The 17,260-nt window shown below is 63.9% G+C and carries 10 protein-coding genes; 3 read left to right on the top strand and 7 right to left on the bottom strand.

Features of this window, described 5'->3' with window-relative positions:
* Positions 1 to 37 precede the first annotated feature (37 nt).
* Positions 38 to 850, top strand: a complete 813-nt coding sequence (locus tag B5V02_RS38515) for a helix-turn-helix domain-containing protein (protein WP_111549133.1) — start codon at positions 38 to 40, stop codon at positions 848 to 850.
* Here B5V02_RS38515 and B5V02_RS38510 read toward each other — a convergent pair whose 3' ends face one another.
* Together B5V02_RS38510 and B5V02_RS38505 are read right to left on the bottom strand one after the other, a co-directional pair.
* A complete protein-coding gene (locus B5V02_RS38510; RefSeq protein ID WP_111549132.1) occupies positions 851 to 1,825 on the bottom strand; it encodes a DMT family transporter in 975 nt (324 codons plus the stop codon).
* A complete protein-coding gene (locus tag B5V02_RS38505; protein WP_111549131.1) occupies positions 1,822 to 4,128 on the bottom strand; it encodes a xanthine dehydrogenase family protein molybdopterin-binding subunit in 2,307 nt (768 codons plus the stop codon). Before B5V02_RS38505 ends, B5V02_RS38510 begins: the two co-directional genes overlap by 4 nt.
* Before the next feature lie 156 nt (positions 4,129 to 4,284).
* On the opposite strand from B5V02_RS38505, the gene pepN reads away from it, so the two are divergent.
* Both pepN and B5V02_RS38495 read left to right on the top strand, forming a co-directional pair.
* The gene (gene pepN / locus B5V02_RS38500; protein WP_111549130.1) at positions 4,285 to 6,930 is read left to right on the top strand and encodes an aminopeptidase N; all 2,646 of its coding nucleotides are present in this window, start codon (positions 4,285 to 4,287) and stop codon (positions 6,928 to 6,930) included.
* Positions 6,931 to 7,100: 170 nt separating this feature from the next.
* Entirely contained in the window at positions 7,101 to 9,422 is a 2,322-nt protein-coding gene (locus B5V02_RS38495) for a PAS domain-containing sensor histidine kinase (protein ID WP_111549129.1), read from the top strand.
* A 48-nt stretch (positions 9,423 to 9,470) separates the two neighbouring features.
* On the opposite strand, the gene B5V02_RS38490 is transcribed toward B5V02_RS38495, so the two are convergent.
* From B5V02_RS38490 to B5V02_RS38470, 5 genes are all read right to left on the bottom strand, one after another.
* Positions 9,471 to 9,950 carry an EF-hand domain-containing protein gene (locus B5V02_RS38490; RefSeq protein WP_111549128.1) on the bottom strand — a complete coding sequence of 160 codons (480 nt, stop codon included), beginning with the start codon at positions 9,948 to 9,950 and terminating at the stop codon, positions 9,471 to 9,473.
* A 140-nt stretch (positions 9,951 to 10,090) separates the two neighbouring features.
* The gene (locus B5V02_RS38485; protein WP_111549127.1) at positions 10,091 to 13,099 is read right to left on the bottom strand and encodes a bifunctional [glutamine synthetase] adenylyltransferase/[glutamine synthetase]-adenylyl-L-tyrosine phosphorylase; all 3,009 of its coding nucleotides are present in this window, start codon (positions 13,097 to 13,099) and stop codon (positions 10,091 to 10,093) included.
* On the bottom strand, positions 13,099 to 14,574 hold the full coding sequence (locus tag B5V02_RS38480) for a sensor histidine kinase (RefSeq protein WP_111549126.1): 1,476 nt from the start codon (positions 14,572 to 14,574) through the stop codon (positions 13,099 to 13,101). Before B5V02_RS38480 ends, B5V02_RS38485 begins: the two co-directional genes overlap by 1 nt.
* Before the next feature lie 7 nt (positions 14,575 to 14,581).
* Positions 14,582 to 15,256, bottom strand: a complete 675-nt coding sequence (locus B5V02_RS38475; protein WP_164548653.1) for a response regulator transcription factor — start codon at positions 15,254 to 15,256, stop codon at positions 14,582 to 14,584.
* 358 nt (positions 15,257 to 15,614) lie between these two features.
* A complete protein-coding gene (locus B5V02_RS38470) occupies positions 15,615 to 17,168 on the bottom strand; it encodes a Do family serine endopeptidase (RefSeq protein WP_111549124.1) in 1,554 nt (517 codons plus the stop codon).
* Positions 17,169 to 17,260 lie beyond the last annotated feature (92 nt).

Raw genomic sequence — 17,260 nt, 5'->3', positions numbered from 1 at the left:
ATTGAAATGCGGCTCTCGCCGGCCTAGTCATTCGCTCATGACAACACCCCAAACCTCCGCCGGCAGCCTCATTCGCGAATGGCGCACGCGACGTCGCATGTCCCAGCTCGACCTCGCCATGGAAGCCGAAATCTCGCAGCGGCATCTGAGCTTCGTCGAGAGCGGGCGGGCTGCGCCCTCGCGCGACATGGTGCTGCATCTGGCCGAGCAGCTGTCGATCCCGCTCCGGCAGCGTAACCAGCTGCTGCTTGCCGCGGGCTTTGCGCCGAGCTTCGGCGAACGCTCGCTCAGCGACACGACGCTGGCGCCGGCGATGGCAGCGGTTGAGATCGTGCTCAAGGGGCATGAGCCCTTCCCGGCGCTCGCCGTCGACCGGCACTGGAACCTGGTTTCGGCGAATGCCGCGATCGCTCCCTTCCTTGCCGATGTCAGTGAGGCTTCGCTGCTGACGCCGCCGGTCAACGTGCTTCGCCTCAGCCTGCATCCGGGCGGCATCGCTCCACGCATCGTCAATCTCGCGGAGTGGCGGGCGCACCTGCTTGAGCGTCTCAACCACCAGAACGACGCAAGCGGCGACCCGGTGCTGATCGAACTGGAGCGCGAACTGCGGACTTATCCGTCCGGCTTGACAGGCAGCCGGCCGGCGTCGGTCGAGCCGAATGCCATCGTGCACCCACTCAGGCTGGCGCATGGCGATCAGGTGCTGTCGTTCATCAGCACCATCACCGTGTTCGGCACACCGCTCGACGTGACGCTGTCGGAACTGGCGATCGAATCGTTTTTCCCGGCCGATGAGCAGACGAGAACGGTGCTGGTGCGGCTGGCAAAGGAGCGGGCCGAACGATCGTAATCACCCTTGAGGCAGAGTCGCCTTCCGCGTGCGGGTGCGCTCCAGGCCAAGCTGGCGCTCGCGCCAGATGATGAAGATGCCGGCGGCAACGACGATGAGGCCGCCGACCAGCATGTTGAGCGTGGCAACGTCGCCAAAGACGAGATAACCGACGACGACGCCAAGGATCATCGAGGTGTATTCGAAGGGCGCCACGACCGAGGCTTCGGCATGGCGATAGGCCGAAGTCATCAGGATCTGGCCGAGGCCGCCGCAGAAGCCGGCAGCAACCAGAAGAGCCGCCTGGAGCGGCGTCAGCGCCTGCCAGCCGAAGGGCAGCGACAGCAGCGCCATGACGCTCGCCGTCACCGAAAACCACAGCACGATGGTCGCGGTGCGCTCGCTCTGCACGAGATTGCGCACGAGCAGCATGGCGACGGCCGAGATCGCCGCCGCGACAAGAGCGGCGATGACGCCAAGCACTTCCTGGTCGTCGAGCGCTTCGTCGGAACTCAGCAGCGTCAGCTCCGGCCAGGAGATGATCAGCACGCCGACGAGGCCGATGGCGACAGCGCTCCAGCGATAGACGCGGATGGCTTCGCCGAGGAAGATCGAACTGAACACCACCACCAGCAGCGGCTGCGCATAGTTCAGCGTGATCGCCTCCGGCAGCGGCAGCCGCGTCAGCGCGAAAAAGCCAAGCCCCATGGCGCAGACGCCGACGACGCCGCGCGCAATGTGATTGAGCGGACGCTTGGTCGAAAACGCGGTGCCGAGTTTTCCCGTGAAGGCGAGAAAGGCAATGATCGGAAAGATGGCAAAGAAGGAGCGGAAGAAGACGATCTGGCCCGCCGGCACGGTGCCTGCCGCCTTGATGCAGGTCGACATGCCGACGAAGACAGTCACCGACACGATCTTGAGCGTGATGCCGGTGAGCGTGTTGTGCCCGACGGCATGGTCACTGGCTACTACGGCCTGACCTGGTTTTGCTGTCACGCTCCAGCCGCTTCCCGGATCGTTGCCCAGATGCGCGCTGGCGTCGCCGGCATGTCGATGTGTTTGACACCGTAGGCGCGCCAGAGCGCGTCAGTCACCGCGTTGAGTGCCGCCGGCGTCGAACCGATAGTGCCGGCCTCGCCTGCCCCCTTGATGCCGAGCGCATTGGTGGTCGAAGGCACGTTGCGGGTCTCGAAATGGAAGAACGGGAAATTGTCGGCGCGCGGCATGGCGTAATCCATGAAGCTCGCCGTCAGGAGCTGTCCATCCTCGCCATAGATCGTGTCTTCGGTCAGCGCCTGGCCAATGCCTTGCACAACGCCGCCATGCACCTGGCCGGCGAGCAGGATCGGATTCACGGTGACGCCGAAATCGTCGACGATGGTGTAGCGGACGATGTCAGTGGTGCCGGTATCGGGGTCGATCTCGACCTCGCAGATATGGGTGCCGTTGGGATAAGTGCACTCGTCCTGCACGAACTCGCCGAACCCCTTGAGATCATCCGGCGTCTTGGCGGCCTTGGCGATACTCGAAAAATCGATCGCGCGATCGGTGCCGACGATGCGGGCAACGCCGTTCGACAATTCAATGTCGCCGGCCGAGGCCTCCAGCTCGTCGGCGGCGATACGCTTGATCTTGTTGGCCAGGTCCTCACCGGCGCGTGACGCCGAAACGCCGCCGAGCGGAATGGAGCGCGAGCCACCAGTGCCGCCGCCAGCTTTCAATTCGTCGGTATCACCCTGGCGGACATGGATCTTGTCGATGTCGAGATTGAGCTTTTCCGACAGGAACTGCGCGTAGGCGGTGGCGTGACCCTGCCCGTTGGTCTGGGTGCCGATCTTCAGCGTCACCGTGCCGTCGCCGTTGAGCTCGACAAAGGCCGGTTCCGAACCCGGAAAGGCGCAGGCCTCAATATAGGTCGCCATGCCGAGGCCGCGGATCTTTCCGCCTGCCTTCGACTGTTCGAGCCGCTGTGGAAACGCCTTCCATTCCGCCTGTTCGATGGCGCGGTTCATGTGGCCTTCGAATTCGCCATTGTCGTAGAGACGGCCGGTTTGCGTGCGGTAGGGAAACTGCTCGGGCCGGATGAAATTGCGGCGCCGGATCTCTTCGACGGGTAGGCCAAGATCATGGGCGCAGGCATCGACGAGCTTTTCCAGCAGGAACGCCGCTTCCGGGCGGCCGGCGCCGCGATAGGCATCGACCGGGCAGGTGTTGGTGTAGAGGCCGGTGACCGAGACGTCGAGCGCCTGGATGTCGTAGACGCCGGTCGACATGGTGACGCCGATATAGGGAATGTAGGGACCGTATTGCGAGACATAGGCGCCCATATTGGCGAGTAGGTCCACCTTCATGCCAAGGAAGCGGCCGTCCTTGTCCAGCGCCATCTCGGCCTTCACGACATTGTCGCGGCCTTGCGCGTCGGTCAGGAAGTGTTCGGTGCGGTCGCCCGCCCATTTCACCGGACGGCCAAGCCGCTTCGCCGCTTCGAGCACAAGCGGATATTCGCGATAGACGAAACTCTTCGGCCCGAAACCACCGCCGACATCCGGCGTGATGACGCGCAGCCGATCCTTCTTGATCTTGAACAGGCTGGCCAGGATGTACTGCATGGAATGCACGCCCTGCGACCCCGTGGTCAGCACGAAGCGGTTCTCCTCAACGTTCCACTCGCCGATCGCCGAGCGCGGCTCCATGTAGTTGCAGACCAGCCGATTGTTGACGAATTCGATGCGGGTGACATGGGCGGCCTTGGCGAAAGCCGCGTCGGTCTTTTTCTTGTCACCCATGTGGTAGGAGAAGGCCCGGTTGGAGCCGAGTTCCGGCCAGACCAGCGGCGTGCCTTCGGCAAGCGCCGTCGCCGTTCCGGACGCCGCGTCTTCGCTGTCATAGTCGACGTCGATCAGTTCGGCGGCATCCTGCGCCAAAGCGCGGCTGTCGGCGACGACGAAAACAACGGCGTCTCCGACATAGTTGACCCGGTCACGGCACAGGATCGGAATGTCGCGGGTCGGCGCCTTGGTGCCATCCGGCTGTTCCTGCATGACGCCGGATTTGAGATCGCCGAGATGGGCAAGGTCCTTGCCGGTCAGCACCAGATGCACACCGGGTGCTGCCTTCGCCGCCTCGGTCGAACCGATGGTGAAGCTGGCCTTGGCGACCGGCGAGCGCAGGACATAGCCATGCAGGACGCCAGCCGGCTGGATGTCGTCGGTATAGCGGCCCTGGCCCTGGATGAAGGCAGCATCCTCGCGCCGCAGCACGGATGCGCCCATCCCGAATTTCGGCGTGACGACGGTCATGGATGCCTCGTGATGATGACTTGAGGAGGAACGCCTGAAATAGGCGTCGTCTCAGTTTTGTCGAGGGACCGTTTCGTGTAAAGAGCGCGGACTTCAAATTTCTTGGACCAGCGGAAACAATCCGCCGCCAACGCAATCGACAGGAAAACCCACGGAATGCGCACGGACACCGGCCAGGTCTTCAAGCTCGAGGACTACCGCCCCAACGATTACCTCATTCCGCAAACCGACCTCACCTTCCGCCTTTCGCCAGACGCAACGCGCGTCACCGCCGTGCTCACGGTCGAGCGCCGTGACGGCGTATCCGCCTCTGCTCCGCTGGTGCTCGACGGCGACGGGCTGACGCTCAAGCGCATCGAGATTGGCGACAAGAAAGCGAAACCAGCCGATATTCTGGTGACATCAGACCAGCTGACCATCCTCAAGCCGCCGGCCGCGCGGCGCTTCCAGCTGCTCATCGAGACCGAATTGGCGCCGGCGGGCAACGAAGCCCTGATGGGCCTCTACCGTTCCAGCAATGTCTACTGCACGCAATGCGAGGCCGAGGGCTTTCGCCGCATCACCTATTTCCTCGATCGCCCCGACATCCTGTCTGTCTACACGGTGCGCATCGAGGCCCTGCGCGAGGAGGCACCGCTGCTTCTGTCCAACGGCAACCCGGTCGACAAGGGCGACCTCGGCGACGGCTGGCACTATGCTAGATGGCACGACCCCTTCCCCAAGTCGTCCTACCTGTTCGCGCTGGTGGCCGGCAATCTCGGCCAGCTCGCCGACAGTTTCGTCACCCTATCCGGCCGCACGGTCGAGCTCGGCATCTATGTCGAGCCCGGCAAGGAGAAGCTGGCCGGCTATGCGATGGATGCCCTGAAGCGGTCGATGAAATGGGACGAGGAGGCGTTCGGCCGCGAATACGACCTCGACGTCTTCAACATCGTCGCCGTGTCCGACTTCAACATGGGCGCGATGGAGAACAAGGGCCTCAACATCTTCAACGACAAATATGTTCTGGCCGATCAGGAGACAGCGACCGACGCCGATTTCGCCAATATCGAGGCGATCATCGCGCATGAGTATTTCCACAATTGGACAGGCAACAGAATCACTTGCCGCGACTGGTTCCAGCTCTGCCTGAAGGAAGGGCTGACGGTTTTCCGCGACCACGAATTCTCTGCCGACCAGCGCTCGCGCGCGGTCAAGCGCATCGCCGAAGTGCGCACGCTGCGCGCCCACCAGTTTCCCGAGGACCAGGGCCCGCTGGCGCATCCGGTGCGGCCGCGCCGCTACCGCGAGATCAACAATTTCTACACGGCAACGGTCTACGAAAAGGGCTCCGAAGTGGTGCGCATGATCCGCACCATTCTCGGCGCAGATGCCTTTCGCGCCGGCATGGACCTCTATTTCGAGCGGCACGACGGCGACGCGGCGACGATCGAGGATTTCATCAAGGTGTTCGAGGACGCCTCCGGCCGCGACCTGTCGCAGTTCGCGCTCTGGTACCACCAGGCGGGCACGCCCAACCTGACCATCAGTTCGACGCACAATCCGGCGTCGCAGGAGTTCATGCTCGAAATCGAGCAGTCGGTGCCGCCGACGCCCTCCGAAAGCCGCAAGCGGCTGATGCACATCCCGCTCGCCTTCGGCTTGATCGGCGCCGGCGGCCAGCCGGTCGACTATAGCGGCGTCGAGGGTGCCAGCGTCGAGGACGGCGTCATCCATGTCCGCAAGCGCCGCCACATGGTGCGGTTCTCAGGTGTTGCCGAACGCCCGGCGGTGTCGCTCAACCGCGGCTTTTCGGCGCCGGTGACGCTGTCGGTCGAGCAGAAAGCCGACGACCAATTCTTTCTCGCCCGCCATGACAGCGACGCCTTCTCGCGCTGGCAGGCCTTCAACACGCTCTTGACCGACGCGCTGATTGCCGCCTTCCGCGAGATCCTCGGCGGCAAGCAGCCGGTTTTCGCGGCGCGGCTGACCGAACTTGCCGGCGGCATCGCCGGCGACGAGACGCTGGAGCCGGCCTACCGGGCGCTGGCGCTGGCGCTGCCCGGCGAAGCCGACATTGCCCGCGACATCGGCAGGAACATCGACCCCGATGCCATCTACGCTGCCCGCGAGGCGCTTGCCCTGGCGATCGCCACGGCCAACCCGGATATTTTTGCCGGCCTCTACGACCGCCTTGCCGACAAGGCCGCGTTCAGCCCGGATGCGGCGAGCGCCGGACGACGCGCCTTGCGCAACACCCTGCTGGACTATCTCTCGCTGCAGCCGGGCGGAGCGGCACTTGCCGTCAGGCATTTCCAGTCGGCGACCAACATGACCGACCGCGCGGCAGCGCTTGCAGTGCTTGCCTATCGCCACCACGGTTCGCCCGAGGCCATCCAGGCGCTGGCGGCTTTCGAGACGACTTATGGGTCCGACCCGCTGGTCATGGACAAATGGTTCCAGATCCAGGCCAGCGTGCCCGGTCCGCAGGCCGTCGACACGGTGCGCGCGCTGACCGCTCATCCCGCATTCTCAATGAGCAATCCGAATCGGGTGCGCTCGTTGATCGGCACCTTCTCCAGCGCCAACCAGACCGGCTTTCACCGCGCCGATGGCGAGGGCTACCGGTTCTTCTCGCAGACCGTGCTCGCGGTCGAAACGCGCAACCCGCAATTGGCGGCAAGGCTGGCGACGGCGCTCAGATCGTGGCGCTCGCTGGAACCTGGCCGGCAAGCCAAGGCCAGGGAAGCGCTGCTTTCGATCGCCAAAGCCGAAAACCTGTCGGCGGATCTGCGCGATATTGTCGAGCGCACGCTGGCTTAGGCGTGCGCTGTTGTCCGGGAGCGGACGTTTCGGCACTATTTTAGTCGATTTTTAATCTTTTTTCGCCGGACCACTGGACAAGGCGAATCACCTTTGATTCTTTACTGACGATTCGGATGTGCGGCGTTTGCCGGATCAAGCAGCATAGGCAAATTCGGGGAGTGCCATTTATGGCGAAGGCGGACGCGTGGGGCGCGCCCGGAGGGAAGGCTTTTGCGCATCGCGAGACGCGAAGCGACGGCCTTGCCGGGAACGCGCGGCTCATCGCCGAACCGGCCTATCGGCGGCTTCTGGCCGCCGAGCCGCTGCTGCGCCGATCGATACCGGCGCTCATCATCACCTTCCTGATCGTCATCGCGGCGCTGCGGGTCCTGTCGCTGATGAACGAGCGCGACGATGTGGAGCGCAACGCCAAGGCGATCCTCACGCTGGCGGCGGGTCAGCTGGCGAGTTCGCTCGCCACCACTTCGGACACAGTGCCAGGCGCCATCCAGGATCTGCTGGAGACCACCAGCCGTCAGGGCGCGATGGGCCGCAGCCATGTGCTCGTCATCACCGACAGCGCCTTCAAGATCGTCGCGGTGACACCGCGCTCGATGCCATGGCAAAGCCATTCGCTCGACGGTCTCGTCCAGGGCGGCCAGCCATTGTTCATGTTCGGCGACCGCGCAGGCGTCATGGAGGTCAATATCGGCGGACGGGACTGGTACGCGGCGGTCAGCCTGGCGAATGGGCGAAAGGGTGCCGCGGCGGCACTGGTACCGCAGGACGCGGTTTTCGACGCCTGGCGCAAGACGGTCTCGCTGAACGTTACCCTGTTCGTGCTGACGGCCGGCGTGCTGATCATCATCCTCTACGCCTATTTCGGCCAGGCGGCACGCGCGCAAGCCGCCGATCGCATCTATCTCGAAGCGCATCAGCGCATCGACATGGCGCTGGTTCGCGGCCGCTGCGGCCTGTGGGACTGGGACATGGTGCGCGGCAAGATGTACTGGTCGCGCTCGATGTACGACATGCTCGGCTACAAGCCCTGCGACACGATGCTGTCCTTCGGCGAGGTCGACGAGATCATCCATCCCGAGGACGGCGACCTGTTCGATCTCGCCAACAGAATTGTCGCCCGCGAAATCGACCATATCGACCAGGTGTTCCGCATGCGGCATGCCGACGGCCAATGGGTGTGGATGCGCGCCCGGGCACAGGTCATCGATTCGGAAGCGCCTGAGATCCAGCTGATCGGCATCGCCGTCGACGTCACCGAACAGCGCCATCTGGCGCTGCGTTCCGAGGCGGCCGACCTTCGCCTCAGAACGGCGATCGAAAACATCAACGAATCCTTCGTGCTGTGGGATTCGGCCCAGCGCCTGATCATGTGCAATTCCAAATACCAGCAGGACAACGGGCTTTCGGACCGCGACGTGATGCCGGGCACCGCGCGCGCCGTGCTGGAAGAACGGATGCTGGCCTTTGCTTCCGAACGGCGACTTGCCAACACCAGCGGACTGCAGGGCGGCGCCACCTTCGAGCGGCAGCTGGCCGACGGCCGCTGGCTGCAGGTCAACGAACTGAAGACCAGGGACGGCGGCATCGTCTCGGTCGGCTCCGACATCACCCAGATCAAGCTGCACCAGGAGAAGCTGGTCGACAGCGAGCGCCGTCTGATGGCGACGATCCATGATCTGAGCCTCGCCCGCCGGGCCGAAGAGGAGCGCTCGCGCGAACTGGTCGACCTCAACCGCAAATACATGAAGGAAACCGAACGCGCCGAAGCGGCGAACCGGGCGAAGTCAGAATTCCTCGCCAACATGTCGCACGAATTGCGCACGCCGCTGAACGCCATCATCGGCTTCTCCGAACTGATGGAACAGGGCCTGTTCGGTCCGCTGGGGTCGGAGCGCTACGAGGAATATGCCACCGACATCAACAGCAGCGGCAAATATCTGCTGGGGGTCATCAACGACATTCTCGACATGTCCAAGATCGAGGCTGGCCAATTCTCGCTGGACCAGGAACAGATCGACCTCGGCCCGCTGATCAGCGAGACGGTTCGCGTCGTCTCGCTGCAGGCGGCGCAAAAGGCGATCACCGTGGAAACACGCATCGCCGACGCGCTGACGCTGTTCGCCGATCGACGGGCGATCAAGCAGATCGTGATCAACCTCTTGTCCAACGCGGTGAAATTCACCGGCCAGGGCGGCCACATATCGGTCAGGGCCCGCAACACATCCGGCGCACTGGTGCTGACGATCGAGGACAATGGCTGTGGCATCCCGAAAGACGCGCTCGGCAAGCTCGGCCGTCCCTTCGAACAGGTGCAGAACCAGTTCTCCAAGAGCCATGCCGGATCGGGCCTTGGCCTCGCCATCTCACGCTCGCTGGCCGAGCTCCAGGGTGGCGCGCTGAAAATCCGTTCGACCGAAGGTGTCGGCACAATCGTGTCGGTGCGCATTCCGTTGAAGAAGAGCGCGCCGGCGATCAAGGTCGCGGCCTGAGCAACCACAGGCTCCGGCTGACGTCGCCGGAGCCTGCATCGGACAATCTCACTGCATGTCGCCTTCGTTGCCGTCGCCATCCCATTGGCGATGACGGCCAAAGCGGCCGCCTTTCGGCAGTTCGCTCTTCTCGATCTTGCCGTCATTGTTCCTGTCGAGCATGGCAAAGACCTTCTTCTCGCGACTGGTGATGTCGTCTGATGTCAGCGTGCCATCGCCCTTGGTGTCGTAGCGGGCGATAATGCGCTTGGCCATCTGCTCAAAACGCGCCTTCTCCAGCGCGTCGGCGAGCTGGGCGACGGTCAGCTTGCCGCCATTGTCGGCGACGAGCTTCTTCAGCCGCGCGTTCATAGCGTCGGAAAACTGGTCGAAGCTGATGGTGCCGTTGGAATCGCTCATCGCCTTGTTGAGGCGCATCATCGTGCCCTCGCGCATCTTTTCGCTGGCATTGTTTTCGGCATAGGCCGTGGTGCCGACGGCGCCGGCCAAGGCGACGAAGGCAAGGGCAAGTTTGGTCGTCGTTCTCATGGTCTTTCTCCTGTTGCATCGTCACCCCCGATGCGAGAGCGGCGGATGTTCGATCCTGTTGCCGCTCTATCTCTTTGTTCGAGCATCGGATTTTCCCAAAACCGGTTTCCACTTTTGGGTCCCATGCTCCGACAACCGCTTCACGGTCGTCCGGCACGAAGCAAAAGATCAAAGTCCTTCCTGACCTTTTGCGACGTCTCCTTGAGGTGTGCTTCCAGCACACCGAAATCCGGCAGGTCGGTGACCGCCAGAAGCAGATCCGAAAGCCCCGGCGGAACATCGTCGCGCTCGAACGCTCCGGTGAGGCACAGCCGCGTCATCTGGGTCAGCGCCAGATAGAGCGCATAGGCATCGCCAAGCTCCTGCCTGACCCCGGCATCGGCAAAGCCCGGCGCCAGACGCGACAGGATTTCGGCCGTGCTGGTGGCACGTGCAATTGGCACGGCCGGGGCATGTGCAATTGGCACGGCCGGGGCACGCGGCCCGGCTTCGACCTGCCCGGTGAGCACGGCCACCTGGGCGATGAATTCGAGATCGATCAGGCCGCCGGGGATCAGCTTGATGTCCCACACATCGCGCGGCGGCTTTTCCTTTTCGATCATGGCGCGCATATCCGAGGCCCCGGCCATCACTTTTGCCGCGTCGCGCGGCTGGCCAAGCACTGCCGCCACTTCCGCCTCAACCTCGCTGCACAGGCCGGCATCGCCGGCAATGGCACGCGCCCGCGACAGCGCCATGTGCTCCCATGTCCAGGCCTCCTGGCGCTGGTACTTCTTGAAGGCATCGATGTGGGTGGCGACCGGACCCTTGTTACCAGATGGCCGCAGGCGCAGGTCGAGTTCGTAGAGCACGCCTTCCGCGGTTGGCGCGGACACGGCCGCGATCAGCCGCTGCGTCATGCGGGTGTAGTAATGCGAAGGCGCCAGCGGCTTGTCGCCATCGGATTCCTCGGCATCCGGCGCGTGGTCGTAGAGCAGGATGAGGTCGACATCCGATCCAGCGGTCAGCTCGCGGCTGCCGAGTTTGCCCATGCCGAGCAGCGAAACCACGCCGCCGGCAATAGTGCCGTGGCGTACCTCGAATTCGGCTGTCACCGCCTGCAATGCCGCCTCGATGGTGAGATCCGCCAGATCGGAAAAGGCGCGGCCGGCCCGAGCCGGATCGATCGAGCCGGCCAGCAGCCGGACGCCGATCAGGAACTTTTGCTCGGAGGCGAAAATGCGCAGCCGGTCGAGCACGTCCTCATAAAGCCGGTCGCCCTCGACAAAGGCGGAAAGCCGCGCCGACAGGTAGGCGCGGTCCGGCAATTCGGTCAGCAAGGCCGGGTCGAGCAAGCCATCGAAGACATGTGGCCGGCGCGTGATGATCGCCGCCAGCCGGGGTGCCGCACCCATGATCGTCGCCATGAGCTTCAACAGGGCCGGATTGGACTGCAGCAAGGAAAACAGCTGGATGCCGGCAGGCAGGCCGGCAAGAAACTCGTCGAAGCGCATCAAGGCTTCGTCGGCCCGGCGCGTCTGGCCGAAGGACCGCAGCAGCGCCGGCGTCAGTTCCGTCAGCCGCTCGCGCGCTTCCGCCGACTGGGTGACGCGGTAGCGGCCGAAATGCCAGCCGCGGATGACGCGGCAGATGTCGCTGGGCCGCTGAAAGCCGAGGCCGTGCAAGGTCTGCAGCGTGTCGGGATCGTCGACATCACCGGTGAAGACCAGATTGCCGATGCCGGTCGAAAGCACCGGCGCGGTTTCGAACAGTGCTGCGTAATGGCGTTCGACCTGTTGCAGCGAGGCGCGGAACGCCTGGGAAAAGGCAGCGGCATCGGCAAAGCCGAGCATGCGGGCGATGCGCTCCAGCCCTTCATCGTCTTCCGGCAGCGTGTGCGTCTGCTCGTCGGCAACCATCTGTACGGCATGTTCGACACGCCGCAGGAACCAGTACTGGCGGGCGAGCGCATCGCGCGCGGCTGATGTGATCCAGCTGCGCGCCGCAAGCTGGCCGAGCATCGGCACCGTCTCTCGCCCGCGCAGTTCCGGGAAACGGCCACCAGCGATGAGCTGCTGCGTCTGGACGAAGAACTCGATCTCGCGGATGCCGCCGCGCCCGAGCTTGACGTTGTGGCCCTTCACGGCGATCTCGCCATGGCCCTTGTGGGCGTGGATCTGGCGCTTGATCGAATGGACGTCGGCAATCGCCGCGTAGTCCATGTATTTGCGCCAGATATAGGGCTGCAACTCCTTGAGGAAGGCGGCGCCCGCGGCGATGTCACCGGCCACCGGACGCGCCTTGATCATCGCGGCGCGCTCCCAGTTCTGGCCACGCGCCTCATAATAGCGCAGCGCGGCTTCGACCGGGATCGCCAGCGGTGTCGAACCGGGATCGGGGCGCAACCTCAGATCGGTGCGGAAGACATAGCCGTGCTCGGTGCGGTCCTGCAGGATGCGCACCAGGCGGCGCGTCAGGCGCGAAAACAGCTCGGTGGCATCGAGCGGATCGACGACCGCGGGCGCTTCCGGATCGAAGAAGACGACAAGATCGATGTCGGAGGAGAAATTCAGCTCGTGCGCGCCAAGCTTGCCCATGCCGAGCAGGATCCAACCCGATTGCTTCGACGGATTGTCGAGATCCGGCAGTTTGAGCTTGCCCTGGCCATGCGCGTCGCGCAGCAGGAAGTCGACTGCGGCCCGAGTGCAAGCGTCAGCCATGTCGCTCAACCGCCGCACCGTCAGCGCCGTTTCCGCTTCGCCGGCAAGATCGGCCAACGCGATCAGGAAATGCGCCTCGGCCTTCCACTGGCGCAGTTCCATCATCAGGCCGGATTCCGAGACCGCCTCGGCCAAATGCGCCTGGCCGATGGCGGTGCCGATCGCTTTCAGCCGCGCCTCGACCGTCTGCTCGAACAGACCGTCCAAAATCTGCGGCCGGCGACGTGCCGTATGGCGCAGGAACGGCGACAGATCGAAGACGGCGGCCAGGAAATCCTGGCCTGGCCCCTTGCCGGCCAGGAATTTGGCCAGCCGCGCCAGCCCCTCTTCCCGCGCCGCGGAAGCGATTTCGGTCAGCTCTTGTCGCGCCCGGTTTTCGTCGAGCGGAGCAAGGCTGGCGTCCGGCTTCAGCAGCCAATCCGTCTCCACCTGCTTCGCAGCGGCGCTCATCAGTGATCCTCCCGTGAGGGGAAACTCATGACCACGGATAATCCGGGATTGCCAGGCAAGAGATCAAGGCGGCCATTGTGGAATGTCATGACCGCCTTGGCGAGGCTCAGGCCAAGACCGGAACCCGGCTGCGAACGGCTCTTCTCCAGCCGCACGAAACGCTCCGTCGCGCGGGCACGGTCGCCATCGTCGGGAATGCCGTGGCCATTGTCGACGACCGACAGTCGAACTTCGGTACCGACCCGCTCAACAGCCACGCGCACGGCCGGTTGGGCAGTGGCGTCGGTCGAATATTTGATGGCGTTGTCAACGATGTTCGACAGGGCCTGGCCGATCAATTCGCGGTTGCCGTTGACGAAGGCCGCCTCCCGCAGTTCTGTCTCGAGCGAGACGCCTGCCTCCTCCGCCACCGGTTCATAGAGTTCAACGACATCGCGCACGGCTTCCGCCAGATCGACGCGGTTGGTGTTCTCGGAGGAGTAGCCCGCCTCCAGCCGTGAGATCATCAGGATGGCATTGAAGGTCTTTATGAGCTGGTCGGACTCGGCAATGGTGCCTTCCAGCGCCTGTCGGTAGTCGGTGGTCTTGTGCTTGCCCGAAAGCGTCGCCTCGGCCCGGTTGCGCAGCCGGGTCAGCGGTGTCTTCAAATCATGCGCGATGTTGTCGGAAACCTGTTTCAGACCTTCGTTGAGCTTGGCGATCCTGGCCAGCATAGTATTGAGATTTTCGGACAGCCGGTCGAACTCGTCACCAGCCCCGGTCACCGGCAGCCGGCCGGAAAGATCGCCGCCCATGATGCGGCGGCTGGCTTCCGACACGCTGTCGATGCGCTTCAGCGCCGCGCGTCCGACAAAGAACCAGATCAGCAGTCCGCCCAGCCCCATCATGCCGAGCGCCAGCATCAAAGCGCGGCGGATGACTGCGCGGAACCGCTCCGGTTCACCAAGGTCGCGACCGACCAGCATGATCATCTGGTTCGGCAACCGAAGCACCAGCGCAATGGCGTTGTGGCCCTTTTCGCCCTGCGCCTGCGCTTCGTTCTGCTCGGATTGGGTGGTGCTCTGGTCCGCCGGCAGATTGCGCTGCCGCTCGAGCTCTCCCTCGCCAAAGCGCTGATAGGAGAATGGGCTGTTGGTCCAGCCTTCGGTTTCGAGTACGCCCGGCTCCAGGCTCTGGACGTTGCCGGTCAGGATCTGGCCGTTGGCGTCGGCGATCAGATAGAGGTTGGCGCCCGGCTGGCGTGAGCGCGCCTCAACCACACGGACCAGCACCGGCAGACCGCCGCGTTGATAGGCGCGAGCCAGACCGAGCACCTCGTCATTGATGGTGTCCTGGGTCTGCGCGGTCAGCATGCGCGCCGACAGCGAGGTCATGTAGAAGACGAGCGCCACGGCGCAGAGCGCGAAGAGCAGGAGGTAGAGCGCCGAAAGCCGCGCTGCCGTCGTCTTCATGATGGCTGGCACGGAAAGAGCCATGCTGCCGCTAGCCGCTCTTCAGCATATAGCCGGCGCCGCGAACCGTATGCAGGATGGGCTTGTCGAAGCCCTTCTCGATCTTGCCGCGCAGCCGCGAAACATGGACGTCGATGACATTGGTCTGCGGATCGAAATGGTAGTCCCAGACATTTTCGAGCAGCATGGTGCGCGTCACCACCTGGCCGGCATGGCGCATCAGATACTCCAGCAGGCGGAATTCGCGCGGCTGCAGCGTGATTTCGCGCGCCGCGCGACGGACCGAATGCGACAGCCTGTCGAGTTCGAGATCGCCGACGCGGTAGACGGTTTCCGCTTCCTTGGCGCTGGCGCGGCGGTTCAGCACCTCGACACGAGCCAGAAGTTCCGAGAAGGCATAGGGCTTGGTCAGATAATCGTCGCCGCCAGCGCGCAGGCCGGTGACCCGGTCGTCGACCTCGCCGAGTGCCGACAGGATCAGCACCGGCGTCGTGTTGCCCCGCGACCTCAGGCCGGCAATGACCGACAGGCCGTCGCGGCGCGGCATCATCCGGTCGATGACCATCACGTCGTAGTCGCCGGCGTCGGCGAGCGCGAAGCCGGTTTCGCCGTCACCGGCAACATGGGCAGTGTGACCGGCTTCGGTGAAGGCTTTCTGCAAGTAATCCGCAGCCTCGCGATCGTCTTCTATGACGAGAATCTTCATGGGGCTGTTATACGCGATTTCGCTGGAAGGTTGAGTGGCAGACATCTGCATTGTGGCCTTTGCCAAAGCGCATCGCGATCAAGATCATCCGAAGCCGTGCGCGATAAATATCCTTGTCCCCGACGTCGTTGCGCCAAGACCGCTTAAACGCTTTTTGACGACATGCGTGGGGGTGCGGCAGCGGGCGATGGGAAGCCCGCTGCCGCCGGGGAGAGCGCGATGACTGACTAACGCGCGCTCCTCCATGCTTTCCCGTACGGCGGCTCGGGGGTGTTGAAACCGCCGCACTGGAAAAGTCGAACCTGCTGCCGAAGCGTCCTCATCCGACTGGAGAGGCAAGAACGCTTCGGGCCGTGCCTCAGCCCTTGGCGACGGGCAGCGCGACGAAACGATTGTTGTCGTCGCGGGTGATCTGCATCAGCACGGCCTTGCGGCCGGACTTGACCGCCTCGGTCATCGCCTTGGTGATGTCGTCGGTGGCGTTCACTTCGGTCGAATTGACCGATGTGATGATGTCGCCCGGCTGGATGCCGCGGTCGGCGGCATCGCTGTCGGGATCGACATCGGTCACCACCAGGCCTTTGCCGTTTTCGGACTTGGTGACGGTCAGGCCGAGATCGGCCAGCGAGTCGGGCTTGGCCGGAGCGGCCGGCTGCTGCTGGTCGACTGATGCCTGCTTGTCGCTCGAGGGCAGTTTGCCGAGATCGACCTTGACCGTCTGGCTCTTGCCATCACGCCAGACCGAGACGTCGACCGACTTGCCAGGCGAGTAGGCGCCGATCAGCCGGGCCAGTTCCTTCGGCGAAGCAACGTCCTTGCCGTCAACCTGGGTGATCACGTCACCAGCAACGATGCCGGCCTTCTTGCCGGGACCATCGTCCTGGGCGCTGGAAACCAAGGCCCCATTCTGCGACTTCAGGCCCAGCGATTCGGCGATGTCGGAGGTGACCGGCTGGATTTCGACACCGAGCCAGCCACGCTGCACGGAACCGCTCTTCATCAGGTCCTCAACGACCTGCTTGGCGGTCGAAGCGGGAATGTCGAATGCGATGCCGACGCTGCCACCTGACGGCGAGAAGATCGCGGTGTTGATGCCGACGACCTGACCGTTGAGGTTGAAGGTCGGGCCGCCTGAATTGCCGCGATTGACCGAAGCGTCGATCTGGAGGAAGTCGTCATAGGGACCAGCGCCAATATCGCGGCCACGGGCCGAGACGATGCCTGCGGTGACCGTACCGCCGAGGCCGAACGGATTGCCGACGGCCACCACCCAGTCGCCGACGCGAACCTTGGAGTCGTCCGCGAAGTCGACATAGGTGAACTTGCCGACGCCATCGACCTTGAGAACGGCGAGATCGGTGCGCGGGTCGGTGCCGATCAGCTTGGCGTCGAGTTCCTTGCCGTCATTCATCACCACGGTGAACGCCGAGCCTTCCTCGACGACGTGGTTGTTGGTGACGAGATAGCCGTCATCGGAGATGAAGAAGCCCGAGCCCTGCGCCACCGGCCGCGGCTGGTCGTTGTTGTGATCGCGGTGGCTGAAGCGACGATTACCGCCACCCTGGCCGTTCTGATCGCCAAAGCCACGGAATTCCTTGAAGAAGCGGCGCAGCTGCGGATTGTCGGGCAGGTTGTTCATGCCGTCCGGATCGTCGGACTGGTCGGAACCGTCATCGGCCGCCGGACTGATCTTGGCCTTGACCTTGACGCTGACCACGGCGGGAGAAACGCGCTCGACGACATCGGCGAAGCCCGGCACCTGCGGTGCCTCGACACGCACGGCATCGGCCAAAACGGGGCTTGTTCCAGTTGTCAGCGCACCGATGCCGATCGCGCCGGCAACGGCGATGGACGCGACGGCAGCCAGGAGACGCTTACGGGTGACGGAATATGAATTGGGGGCAATATTCATGGGGACTCGTATCCTCTTTCAAATGGACGCCCTCGATCGGCATCCTCGGGAAAGAGAATTAGAGAGGCGCACATTACAGCGCCATTTCCGAC

Source organism: Mesorhizobium kowhaii (assembly GCF_003253745.1).
GTDB classification, from domain to species: Bacteria; Pseudomonadota; Alphaproteobacteria; order Rhizobiales; family Rhizobiaceae; genus Mesorhizobium; species Mesorhizobium kowhaii.
This window is presented reverse-complemented; position numbering and strand designations above follow the sequence as displayed.

Bases quoted from the DNA above. Each gene is read 5' to 3' on its own strand.
- B5V02_RS38475 (WP_164548653.1), bottom strand. From the start codon at position 15,256: ATGAAGATTCTCGTCATAGAAGACGATCGCGAGGCTGCGGATTACTTG.
- B5V02_RS38490 (WP_111549128.1), bottom strand. From the start codon at position 9,950: ATGAGAACGACGACCAAACTTGCCCTTGCCTTCGTCGCCTTGGCCGGC.
- B5V02_RS38480 (WP_111549126.1), bottom strand. From the start codon at position 14,574: ATGGCTCTTTCCGTGCCAGCCATCATGAAGACGACGGCAGCGCGGCTT.
- B5V02_RS38505 (WP_111549131.1), bottom strand. From the start codon at position 4,128: ATGACCGTCGTCACGCCGAAATTCGGGATGGGCGCATCCGTGCTGCGG.
- B5V02_RS38515 (WP_111549133.1), top strand. From the start codon at position 38: ATGACAACACCCCAAACCTCCGCCGGCAGCCTCATTCGCGAATGGCGC.
- pepN (WP_111549130.1), top strand. From the start codon at position 4,285: ATGCGCACGGACACCGGCCAGGTCTTCAAGCTCGAGGACTACCGCCCC.
- B5V02_RS38470 (WP_111549124.1), bottom strand. From the start codon at position 17,168: ATGAATATTGCCCCCAATTCATATTCCGTCACCCGTAAGCGTCTCCTG.
- B5V02_RS38485 (WP_111549127.1), bottom strand. From the start codon at position 13,099: ATGAGCGCCGCTGCGAAGCAGGTGGAGACGGATTGGCTGCTGAAGCCG.
- B5V02_RS38495 (WP_111549129.1), top strand. From the start codon at position 7,101: ATGGCGAAGGCGGACGCGTGGGGCGCGCCCGGAGGGAAGGCTTTTGCG.